The 9,914-nt window shown below is 65.3% G+C and carries 11 protein-coding genes and 1 pseudogene; 7 read left to right on the forward strand and 5 right to left on the reverse strand.

Annotated features, from left to right (window positions below; genetic code table 11):
• Together EOA33_RS13350 and EOA33_RS13355 are read left to right on the forward strand one after the other, a co-directional pair.
• Nucleotides 1-1,441: TIGR02302 family protein (locus tag EOA33_RS13350; protein WP_127405825.1), on the forward strand; the 1,441-nt coding region annotated here is incomplete at its 5' end.
• A 28-nt stretch (nucleotides 1,442-1,469) separates the two neighbouring features.
• Nucleotides 1,470-1,844, forward strand: coding sequence for a glyoxalase superfamily protein (locus EOA33_RS13355; protein ID WP_126058094.1), 375 nt, complete (start codon nucleotides 1,470-1,472; stop codon nucleotides 1,842-1,844).
• Nucleotides 1,845-1,886: 42 nt separating this feature from the next.
• Here EOA33_RS13355 and EOA33_RS13360 read toward each other — a convergent pair whose 3' ends face one another.
• Nucleotides 1,887-2,765: a LysR substrate-binding domain-containing protein gene (locus EOA33_RS13360; RefSeq protein WP_127405826.1), complete on the reverse strand. Its 879-nt coding sequence runs from the start codon at nucleotides 2,763-2,765 to the stop codon at nucleotides 1,887-1,889.
• Nucleotides 2,766-2,985: 220 nt separating this feature from the next.
• On the opposite strand from EOA33_RS13360, the pseudogene EOA33_RS13365 reads away from it, so the two are divergent.
• Nucleotides 2,986-3,935, forward strand: a pseudogene (locus tag EOA33_RS13365) (DMT family transporter).
• Nucleotides 3,936-4,008: 73 nt separating this feature from the next.
• Here the strand turns inward: EOA33_RS13365 and EOA33_RS13370 are convergent.
• The 3 genes from EOA33_RS13370 to EOA33_RS13380 form a co-directional block, all read right to left on the reverse strand.
• The gene (locus EOA33_RS13370; protein WP_126058091.1) at nucleotides 4,009-4,380 is read right to left on the reverse strand and encodes a response regulator; all 372 of its coding nucleotides are present in this window, start codon (nucleotides 4,378-4,380) and stop codon (nucleotides 4,009-4,011) included.
• 94 nt (nucleotides 4,381-4,474) lie between these two features.
• A complete protein-coding gene (hpt, locus tag EOA33_RS13375) occupies nucleotides 4,475-5,017 on the reverse strand; it encodes a hypoxanthine phosphoribosyltransferase (RefSeq protein WP_127405827.1) in 543 nt (180 codons plus the stop codon).
• A 104-nt stretch (nucleotides 5,018-5,121) separates the two neighbouring features.
• The gene (locus EOA33_RS13380; RefSeq protein WP_126058089.1) at nucleotides 5,122-5,763 is read right to left on the reverse strand and encodes a hypothetical protein; all 642 of its coding nucleotides are present in this window, start codon (nucleotides 5,761-5,763) and stop codon (nucleotides 5,122-5,124) included.
• A 195-nt stretch (nucleotides 5,764-5,958) separates the two neighbouring features.
• Here EOA33_RS13380 and ftsE point away from each other — a divergent pair, with 195 nt between their 5' ends.
• From ftsE to EOA33_RS13395, 3 genes are all read left to right on the forward strand, one after another.
• Nucleotides 5,959-6,618: a cell division ATP-binding protein FtsE gene (gene ftsE / locus EOA33_RS13385; protein WP_023757234.1), complete on the forward strand. Its 660-nt coding sequence runs from the start codon at nucleotides 5,959-5,961 to the stop codon at nucleotides 6,616-6,618.
• Nucleotides 6,611-7,600: an ABC transporter permease gene (locus EOA33_RS13390; protein ID WP_126058088.1), complete on the forward strand. Its 990-nt coding sequence runs from the start codon at nucleotides 6,611-6,613 to the stop codon at nucleotides 7,598-7,600. Before ftsE ends, EOA33_RS13390 begins: the two co-directional genes overlap by 8 nt.
• Before the next feature lie 137 nt (nucleotides 7,601-7,737).
• Nucleotides 7,738-8,490 (forward strand): YdcF family protein, encoded by a 753-nt coding sequence (locus EOA33_RS13395; protein WP_127405828.1) that lies wholly within the window; start codon nucleotides 7,738-7,740, stop codon nucleotides 8,488-8,490.
• Here EOA33_RS13395 and EOA33_RS13400 read toward each other — a convergent pair.
• Nucleotides 8,480-9,103 carry a pyridoxamine 5'-phosphate oxidase family protein gene (locus EOA33_RS13400; protein WP_126058086.1) on the reverse strand — a complete coding sequence of 208 codons (624 nt, stop codon included), beginning with the start codon at nucleotides 9,101-9,103 and terminating at the stop codon, nucleotides 8,480-8,482. The genes EOA33_RS13395 and EOA33_RS13400 overlap by 11 nt on opposite strands.
• Nucleotides 9,104-9,208: 105 nt before the next feature.
• Between EOA33_RS13400 and EOA33_RS13405 the strand changes: the two genes are divergently transcribed.
• The coding region (locus tag EOA33_RS13405; protein ID WP_145989131.1) for a LysR family transcriptional regulator at nucleotides 9,209-9,914 on the forward strand (706 nt) is incomplete at its 3' end.

Here is a 9,914-nt window from a genome sequence, read left to right on the forward strand (position 1 = left end):
CAGCAAGGACCTGACCGAGCACGTCTGGTCCGGTGGCAGCATCAAGCTGACGCTCACCGCTACCGACGACGCCGGCCACACCGCGACCAGCGAGACCAAGACGCTGATGATGCCGGAGCGGCCCTTCGCCAACCCGCTGGCGCGCGCAGTGATCGAGCAGCGCCGCATGCTTGGGCTCGACGCCAATTCGAAGCCGCGCGTGCTCGAGCTGATGGATGCCATCACGCTGCGCCCCGAGGACACGTTCGACAACATGGCGCACTACCTCGCGATCATGAGCGCCCGCAGCCGGCTGAAGATGGCCGACAATGACGACCAGCTGCGCAATGTCGTGTCCTATCTCTGGGAAATCGCGCTCGGCATCGAGGAGGGCAATCTGTCGGCCGCCGAGCGGCGGCTGCGCCAGGCGCAGCAGGCGCTGCAGGATGCCATCAACAGGGGCGCCAGCGACGAAGAGATCGACAAGGCGATGAAGGAACTGCGCGAGGCCATGAACGAGTTCCTGCAGGAGTTCGCCGAGCGCGCCAAGCAGAACCCGAACGCGCCGCAGATGCAGCAGAACGGCCAGGAACTGCGCCAGAGCGACATCGAGAGGATGATGGACGAGATCGAGAACCTGGCCAAATCCGGCGATCGCGACCGCGCCCAGCAGTTGCTGTCGCAATTGCAGGACATGATGAACAACCTGCAGGCCGGCCGCCAGCAGCAGGGCGGCGAGCAGGACAGCGAGATGCGCCAGCAGATGGACAAGCTGGGCGAGATCATGCGGCGCCAGCAGGAGATGATGAACGACACCTTCCGCATGGACCAGATGCAGCGCGGCCAGCGCCAGCGCGGCGAGAACCGCGACGAGCAGCTCGGCGAGAACGGCGGCGGCCAGGACGAGGACAGGCCTGGCCCCGGCGAGGATCGCGACCCGCTCGCGCGTCCGAGGCAGATGACGCCGCAGGAGTTCGCCGACGCCCTGAAGCAGTTGCAGGAAGGCCAGGGCAAGCTGCAAAACGACCTCGAGCAGTTGAAGAAGGGCCTGGAAGGCATGGGCATGCAGCCCAATGAGGGATTTGGCGATGCCGGCAAGTCGATGGGCAATGCCGAGCAGGCGCTCGGCGAAGGCGACGGCGACCAGGCCGTCGGCCATCAGGGCCGCGCGCTGGAGGCGCTGCGCCGTGGCGCCAAGGACATGATGAAGCAGCTGCAGGCCATGCAGGGCGACCAGGGCGGCAGCGAGCAGGGCGGCCGCCAGCAGGATGCCGACCGCGACCCGCTCGGCCGACCGCGCGCCACGCGCGGGCCCGACGACGGCAATTCGGTGAAGGTGCCTGACGAGATCGATGTCCAGCGCGCGCGCCAGATCCTGGAAGCGATCCGGAAGCGGCTCGGCAACGCGCTCAGCCCCGACATCGAACGCAGCTATCTCGAACGGCTGCTGGAACTGAAATAGCCCGCCCCTTCCCAACGGTCGCAACGCCATGCCGAAGCTCGGTGCCGTCACTCCGATATTGCGCATATTCGACGTCGCCAAGGCGCATGAATTCTATCTCGGCTTCCTCGGCTTCGAGGTGCGGTTCGAGCACCGTTTCGACGACAGTGCGCCGCTTTACACCGGCATTGCCCGCGACGGCTGCGAGTTGCATCTGAGCGAGCATCATGGCGACGGTTCGCCGGGCTCCCATATCCGCGTCGAAGTGGCCGACATAGCGGCGCTGCATCGGGAGCTGACGGTGAAGAAATACCGCTACGCCAGGCCGGGGTTGGAAGAGACGCCCTGGGGAACGAGAGAGGTCACCGTCGACGACCCGTTCGGCAACCGTCTGACCTTCTCCGAGAGCACGCCGCCAGGGTAGGAACGGAGCCGCCACCGCCCCACCGGATTGAAGCAGCGCAAGTCAGGCGTCGAGGAGCGCGCCGGGCGTCAGCGTGAACGCCTCGCGGATGGCATTCTCCATGCTGTCGATCGCTTCGCCGGCGGCGAGCGGATTGCGGTGCAGCACGACATTGGAGGAATCGATGTCGCCGAAGCCGTCGGCGGCGGTCAGCTCGCGGCAGCCTGCCGGGATGTTGCTGCGCGAGATCGGCGCGATCGCCAGGCCGGAGGTGACGGCGAGCTTGAGGCCGCCATTGGTGTCGCTGGTGTAGGCGACGCGATAGGCAAGGCCGCGCTGTTCCAGCGACTTGATGGCGAAGTCGCGGCACCAGCCGTCACGGCTGTAGAGCGCGATCGGCACCGGCCGCTCCTCGTGCCTGTGGTGCGTCTCGGACGTCACCCAGACGGTCGGGTCGTGCATCAGCACCTCGCCGCCCGCGAGATCCTGCCATTCGAAGACAACCGCAAGGTCGAGCTCGCGGGCGGTAACCGCCGCTGTCTGCGCGCCCGAATGCGCGTAGCGCACCGTCACCTCGACCTTCGGGTGGCGCGTCGAAAACGCGCCAAGGGCGCGCGACAGTATGGCATGGCCATACTCTTCGGGAATGCCGATGCGCACCGGGCCGCCAAGCGGCGCCGCCGCCATCGACGCTGCCGTCTCGTCGAGCAGCGAAACGATGCGCCTGGCATTGCCGATCAGCTCGCCGCCGCGCCGTGTCAGCGCCACGCCGCGCGAGCCGCGCTCGAACAGGCTGTCGCCAACCATGCTCTCGAGCTTCTTCATCTGCATCGACACCGCCGACTGGGTACGGCCCGCCTGCTCCGCCGCCTTGGTGAAATTGCCGGTTTCGGCCACCGCAACGAAGGTGCGCAGGAGATCGCTGTCGAGCGTCGGCTTCATCGCATCCACCATAAGCAATTTTGATTGCTGGCATCATTCCAATTCGTTTGCAACATGTCAAACGCCGGAGGATAGTCGCCTCACCCATTGGATATGCAGCCCTTGAAACCGGCTGCGGACCAATCGAGTCCTCACTCATACCCGCTGCCTGGAACGGTGGCGGGTTCTTTTTTACCGCATGCGTCGGTTTGGGATCGCGCGAATCGGGGGGCCGAATCCTATGCAGAACAGGATGGTGCTTGGCATCCTGAGCCTTTGTCTGGGCGTGCTGGTGTTTTCGCTCCAGGATCCGCTCGTCAAGGCGGTGTCGGGCCTCTACCCGGTTACCGAGGTCATGGCGATCCGCGCTATCGTCGCCTTGCCGATCCTGATCGTTATCGTGCACGCCGATGTCGGGCTGAAAGCCCTGCTCTCGAAGCGCTTCGGCACGCTGACGCTGCGCGCCTTCATCCAGTTCGCGTCCTATACGTCCTATTATCTGGCGATCGCCGCCCTGCCGCTGGCCGACGCGGTGGCGCTCTATTTCATGGCGCCGCTGTTCATCATGGCGCTTGCCGGGCCCTATCTTGGCGAACGGGTCTCCTGGCAGACGCTGGCGACTGTCCTGATCGGTCTGCTCGGCGTCCTCGTCATGCTGCGGCCGGGCGCCGGACTGTTCGACTGGGCGGCGCTCCTGTCGCTCGGCTCCGCCTTCCTCTACGGCCTCTCGCAGCTGATGGCCCGCAAGATAAGCGACACCGAATCCTCCACCGTCATGGCGTTCTACCAGAACGGCGCCTACCTGACCGGTGCGCTGCTCGTCGCCGGCCTGTTCCGGCTTGCCGGGATAGAGCACGCCGTCCACCCCAGCCTCGAATTCCTGGTGCGGCCCTGGATCTGGCCGGCATTGCCCGACCTTCTCAAGATGGCGGCCTGCGGCTTCGTCGCCTCGGCCGGCATGATCCTGCTGTCGCAGGCCTACCGGCTTGCGCAGGCCAACCGCGTCGCCACTTTTGAATATACCGGCATCATCTGGTCGCCGCTGTGGGGCTTCCTGTTCTTCGCCGAGGTGCCACCTCGGCGACCGTGCTGGGTGCCACCCTTATCATTGGCGCCGGCCTGCTTGCCTTCCGCACCGAGCGGCTAAGAGCAGCTCCGCCGTTGCTCGTGCCGACAGGCGACACGGCGTGATCGCCGACCACCGCGACGTGAACGCAATGCGATTCCTGGACTATCGTGCCGGGCGGGCCTCCGGCGCGGAACCTCAGGCGAAGCAGTTCAGGGCGCGTCCGACGCGGGCGCGGATTTCGGCGAGGGTAAAAGGCTTCTGCATGACGTCGAGGATAATGCCGTTCAATTCCTCGGCGCGCTCGCGCTGGTCGGCATAGCCGGTCATCAGCATGATCTTCATCGACGGGAACAGCGCCGCCGCCGCGGTGGCCATCTCGATGCCGTCCATCTCCGGCATGCGGATATCGGAGACGACGAGGTCATAGCCGCCCCGCGCCGCCTCGATGAGAGAAAGGCCCTGGGCGCCATCGCAGGCGACTGCCACGCTGTGCCCGTCGCGTTCGAGCGCGCGGGCGGCGAGAGTGCGGACGGATTCATCGTCCTCGACGATCAGAAGCTTTGCCATGGCAAGATACATGGCGGTGAAACGTTGACGTTTTCTGAAAATTTGAAACGTCGATGAGGCCTTTTCAGAATTCGCTCCAGCGCCCCGAGAATGCCTAGGCGTCGCCCTTGACGACGCCGACGAAGGGCAATTCCCGGAAAGCATGCGCGACATCCATGCCGTAGCCGACGACGAAATAATCCGGGCAGTCGAAGCCGACATAGTCGGCGTTGAGCGTGGTCTGGCGGCGCATGCGCTTGTCGAGCAACACGGCGATGGCGCAGCTTCTGGCGCCGCGCGACAGCATCAGGTCGCGGGCGAAGGAGAGCGTCTTGCCGGATTCGAGGATGTCGTCGATCAGGAGCACGTCACGGCCGGCGACCTCGTTGTCGATGTCGCGTAGCACCCTCACCTCGCCGCTGGTGGTTCCGGCGCCGTAGCTGGAAATGAAGATGAACTCGACCTCGGGCGACAGGCCGACATCGTGCATGGCCCGGATCAGGTCGGCGGCGAAGATGAACGATCCCTTCAGCACCGAGATCACCAGGAGGTCATGGTAGTCGCGCCCGGCGATCTCCTTGGCGAGCTCGAGATTGCGGCGGGCGATCGCCGACGCCGAAAACAGGACCTCGATATCCTTGCCGCGCACAACTGGCATTTTCGCCCTCCAGGCGTTTTGCCTACAGGACCGCGACCTTCAGGCCAGCGAACGCGCTGTAGAACTTCTTGATTTTGCGCCGGATCGCGCGATGCTGTTCCGCCTTAGCCGGCGAAGTTGACCGCCACGGCCTTCACGCCGTTTCTAGGCACATCGAGGCGGCTGGAAAAGCCAAATCTTTCGCCGGGCGCCAGCGAGCGGCCGGATGTCCCCAGCGTATAGCGGGTGACCTGGCTGTCATTGCCGGTGACGCGGATCTCCAGCGGCGGCATTTGCGCGGCCTGCGCCCCGTCATTGGCGGCTTCGCCGTCGACGAACAACACAGGTTTCAGCCCCGACGCGTCGATGCGCGACGTGATGTCCGATATGCTGAACACCGCCGCCGGTTGCGCGGCCTTCCAGAACGGCGATTGACGAACCAGCGCATGGCCGCCGGAGACCCAGAAGGCGGCCAGCGCCGCACTGACGCCGGCAATCCAGAAAAGCGGTCCGCCGCGCGATGCCGGCTGCCGCTCGGTCGCAGCCTCCGGCTTGCGCAGCATGTCCATACCTTCGATGGTAGGCGTGGCGGTCGCGCGGGAAGGCGACGCCGCCGGCGCTTCCGGCATAGCGGAAAGACGCGGCAGCACCTCGTAATCGGCATCGACGATGTCGATCACCGGCCCGCGCGGTTGCAGCGCGGCACTTGTCCCCAGCCCGGCCATGATTTCGCCGGAAACCGGGCGCGCGGTTCGATCCTTAGCCATATGGCTCCAGTACTGAAAGCACCTGTTCGCTGTTCGTTTCTTTTGGGTAAACGCAAATGGTTAACGCTTCCCCACCGGAACCCCGGTGATGCATCGAAAAGCATCAAAAATTAACCAAGGGTTAACCATGCGGGCCGATGGTCTTTTGAGAGAAAGGGCTGGCGTTTCGCCGCCGCAAGTTCCAGGTCGCCGAACGTGATCCGCTTCGAAAATGTCGGCCTCCGCTATGGCATGGGTCCGGAAATCCTCCGCGACATTTCCCTGCACATACCGGAGCGCTCCTTCCAGTTCCTGAGCGGGCCTTCCGGCGCCGGCAAGACGACGCTGCTGCGCCTTCTGTTCATGTCGCTGAAGCCGACGCGCGGGCTGATCACCATCTTCGGCAAGGACCGCTCGCGCATCTCGCGCAGCGAGCTGCCGCATCTGCGGCGCCGCATCGGCGTCGTGTTCCAGGATTTTCGCCTGCTCGACCATATGACCACCTATGAGAACGTCGCCCTGCCCCTGCGCGTGCGCGGGCGCGAGGAGGCGAGCTACCGCACCGACGTGACCGAATTGCTGAAATGGGTCGGTCTTGGCGAGCGCATGCATGTGCTGCCGCCGGTGCTCTCCGGCGGCGAGAAGCAGCGCGCCGCGATCGCCCGCGCGCTGATTGAGCAGCCCGAGATCCTGCTCGCCGACGAACCGACCGGCAATGTCGACCCGCCGCTGGCGCGCCGGCTGCTTCGGCTGTTTATCGAGCTCAACCGTCTCGGCACCGCCGTGGTCATCGCGACTCACGACCTCGGCCTGATGGAGCAGGTCGACGCGCGACGCATGATCCTCGCCGGCGGAAGGCTGGATATCTATGACTGAGCTTTCCGCCGAACATCTCCATGACCAGCCGGCCGAGATGACTGGCGTGATGCAGCGCGCCCAGCGCAGGATGGCGCCGATCGTGCCGGCTCAGAACATCGCCGGACGGGCGCTGGTGCTGGTCATCGCCATCATGACCTTCCTGTCCTGCCTGACCTTCGGCGCCGTGACCCTGGTGCGCGACACCGCCTCGGTGTGGGAAAACCAGATCTCGCGCGAGGCGACGATCCAGATCAAGCCGGTCGACGGCCTCGACATGGAGGCCGCGCTGGCTCAGGCCTCACAGATCGCCAGCGAATTTCCCGGCGTCAAGGGCACCAAAATCATCGACCGGGACGCTACCGCCCGCTTGCTGGAGCCGTGGCTGGGCACAGGCCTCAACATCGACGAATTGCCGGTGCCGCGCCTGGTGATCGTCACCATTGACGAGAACAGCCCGCCCGACTTTGCGGCGATGCGCGCCGCGATCGCGCCCAAACTGCCGAGCGCGGCACTCGACGACCACCGCACCTGGGTCGACCGGCTCGTGGCCATGGCCCGCACCACGGTGACCATCGGCATCGCCGTACTGGTGCTGATGCTGTCGGCGACGGTGCTGACAGTGGTGTTCGCGACGCGCGGCGCTATGGCTGGCAACGGCCATATCATCGAGGTGCTGCATTTCGTCGGTGCCGAGGCGCGCTTCATCGCGCGCGAATTTCGCTGGCATTTCCTGGTCACCGGCATGAAGGGCGCCGCCGCAGGAGGCGCTGCCGCGATCCTGGTCTTCATCGTCTTTTCCTGGTGGTCGTCGCGCAACATGGCCACGCCCCAGGCGGACCAGGCGACAGCCCTGTTCGGCAATTTCGCCATCGGCTCGGCTGGCTATCTCGGCGTCGGCTTGATGGTGCTGGTGATCGGTGTGCTGACGGCGGCGACATCCCATGCCACCGTGGTCGCCTATCTCAGCGACATCGACATGCGCCAGCCGGATGGGAGCTGAGCATGATCCGGAACCGGGAGCGAGCGAATGCTGAACCGGTCATGTTCAGCAAGGGTCTGATCACGCAAGAGAAACTGCCGTAACGCAATGTGCGCCTTTTCATCTATCAAAGGCCGCATTTCAGGATTAACCATAGGATGATGGACGCGCGGGACACGACCGGGACGGCTGGACGGATGCCAGTTGCTGGTACCCGGGGGCATGGGCCCGGCAATCTGGCCCGTCTTGTCATGGTCCTTCGGATCTGTGCTTTCTCGGTCCTGGCGCTAGCGGCTCTGTTTGCCGGCGGCTTCGGCTGGTTCGCCAGCACCGTCAGCCACATGACGACGCCCGCTAACCCCGCCAGGGCCGATGCCATTATCGTGCTCACCGGTGGCCAGTCGCGCCTCGACGCGGCGATGGACCTTCTCGCCTCCGGCAAGGGCGAGCGCCTGCTGATCAGCGGCGTTCATCCTTCCGCCAGCCGCCGTCAATTGCAGGCCGCGACCGGCGGCGACAAGGCGCTGTTTTCCTGCTGCGTCGACATCGATCGCGCCGCGCTCGACACGATCGGCAATGCCGAGGAGAGCGCCAAATGGGTGGAGAGCCACGCCTATGGCAGCGTCATCCTTGTCACCAACAATTACCATATGCCGCGCAGCCTGCTGGAGATGGGGCGGCTACTGCACGGCGCCAAGCTGGAGCCCTATCCGGTGGTCAACACCAATCTCGGCAATGGCGGCTGGCTGACCAAGCCGGAAGCGTTGCGCGTGCTTTTGACCGAATACAGCAAATATGTGCTCGCGCTGGCGCGCGGCATCGTCCCGCTGCGCCAGACCGCCGACGGCATCGCCCTGGCGGAAGCCTCCGTGGTCAAGAGCGAGAAGCCGCCGGCCCGCATTACCCCGTAGCGGCGACCCCGCGCAGGCGCTCGACCTCCTGTTCGAGGCTCGCGATGCGCCGGTCGCGTTCGGCCAGCGCCGCTGCCACGTCGGCCGCCTCGAAGCGCTGCGGAATGTGCTGCGGGCAATTGGCATCCCAGGTCGAGACGTTGAACAAGATGACCTGCTCGGGACGCGCCTTGTAGCCTCGCGGCATCAGGCTCGCCGTCAGTTCGGCGTCGCCCTCGACGACACGCGCCCTGCCCCAGACCTTGATGCGCTGACGGTGGGCATAGTCGATCAGGAACAGGAAAGCTTGCGCATTGTCGGCGAGATTGCCCTGGGTGATGAATTGCCTGTTGCCCGTGAAGTCGGCGAAGCCGATCGTCTTCTCGTCGAGCACCTTGAGGAAGCCGGCCGGTCCGCCGCGATGCTGGATGTAGGGCTGACCCTCACCATTGGCGGTCGCCAGGAAGACGCTGGTCTGCGCCGCGATGAAAGCGGCAAGGTCGGGCGTGATGACATCCCGCCAGCCGCCGCGCTCCTCGACGCGGGAATAGGCTTCGCGCGAGCCTTTACGTGCCTGGATCGCCTTGACGCTCGGCGTGAAGGCGACGTCGCTGGCGAAAGCATGGGCGTTCATATGGCGCTGTCCTCCAAAACTGGTGATGCACCCAAACATAAGCCTTCCATATTTCGGATACAGATGGCATATCTGGAATAGCACCTTCCATTTCCTGGAAGATCCATGGATCGCCTCGAGGCCATGTCGCTTTTCGTCGCCGCAGTGGAGGCCGGCAGCCTTTCTGCCGCGGCGCGCCATTTAGGCATGCCGCTGGCCACGGTCAGCCGCAAGGTTTCGGAATTGGAGCGGCATCTCAACACGCGCCTTCTCAACCGCTCGGCGCGGCGGCTGACACCGACCGATGCCGGGCAGGCCTACCTCGCTGCCTGCCGCCGCATCCTGGACGAGGTCGGCGAGGCCGAGCGCGCCGCCGCCGGCGAATACAGCACGCCCAGGGGCGAACTGGTCGTCACCGCGCCGATCGTCTTCGGCCGCCTGCACGTGCTGACGGTGGTAACTGATTTCCTCGCCGCCTATCCCGAGGTGGATATCCGGCTGACGCTGTCGGACCAGATAACCCATCTGCTCGACGAGCATATCGACCTTGCCGTGCGTATCGGTGACCTGCCCGACTCCAGCCTTGTCGCCATCCGTGTCGGCGCGATCCGCCGTGTCGTCTGCGCAAGCCCTGCCTATCTTGCCGCGCATGGCACACCGCAGACCCCGGGAGCCTTGGCCGCGCACAGCTGCATTACGTTCGAGAACCTCTCAGCCCCCGCCACCTGGACCTTCGCCGACGGCAAGAGCGAGGTAGCCGTGCCGGTCCGCTCCCGGCTTCGCGTCAACACCGCGGAAGCCGCCATCGACGCCGCGATCGGCGGTGTCGGAT

This window comes from Mesorhizobium sp. M4A.F.Ca.ET.050.02.1.1 (genome assembly GCF_003997725.1).
In the GTDB taxonomy this organism is placed as follows: domain Bacteria; phylum Pseudomonadota; class Alphaproteobacteria; order Rhizobiales; family Rhizobiaceae; genus Mesorhizobium.

What these genes read in the sequence shown, in the direction of transcription:
- EOA33_RS13355 (WP_126058094.1), top strand. Translation starts at nt 1,470, where the DNA reads ATGCCGAAGCTCGGTGCCGTCACTCCGATATTGCGCATATTCGACGTC.
- EOA33_RS13360 (WP_127405826.1), bottom strand. Translation starts at nt 2,765, where the DNA reads ATGAAGCCGACGCTCGACAGCGATCTCCTGCGCACCTTCGTTGCGGTG.
- EOA33_RS13370 (WP_126058091.1), bottom strand. Translation starts at nt 4,380, where the DNA reads ATGGCAAAGCTTCTGATCGTCGAGGACGATGAATCCGTCCGCACTCTC.
- hpt (WP_127405827.1), bottom strand. Translation starts at nt 5,017, where the DNA reads ATGCCAGTTGTGCGCGGCAAGGATATCGAGGTCCTGTTTTCGGCGTCG.
- EOA33_RS13380 (WP_126058089.1), bottom strand. Translation starts at nt 5,763, where the DNA reads ATGGCTAAGGATCGAACCGCGCGCCCGGTTTCCGGCGAAATCATGGCC.
- EOA33_RS13390 (WP_126058088.1), top strand. Translation starts at nt 6,611, where the DNA reads ATGACTGAGCTTTCCGCCGAACATCTCCATGACCAGCCGGCCGAGATG.
- EOA33_RS13395 (WP_127405828.1), top strand. Translation starts at nt 7,738, where the DNA reads ATGATGGACGCGCGGGACACGACCGGGACGGCTGGACGGATGCCAGTT.
- EOA33_RS13400 (WP_126058086.1), bottom strand. Translation starts at nt 9,103, where the DNA reads ATGAACGCCCATGCTTTCGCCAGCGACGTCGCCTTCACGCCGAGCGTC.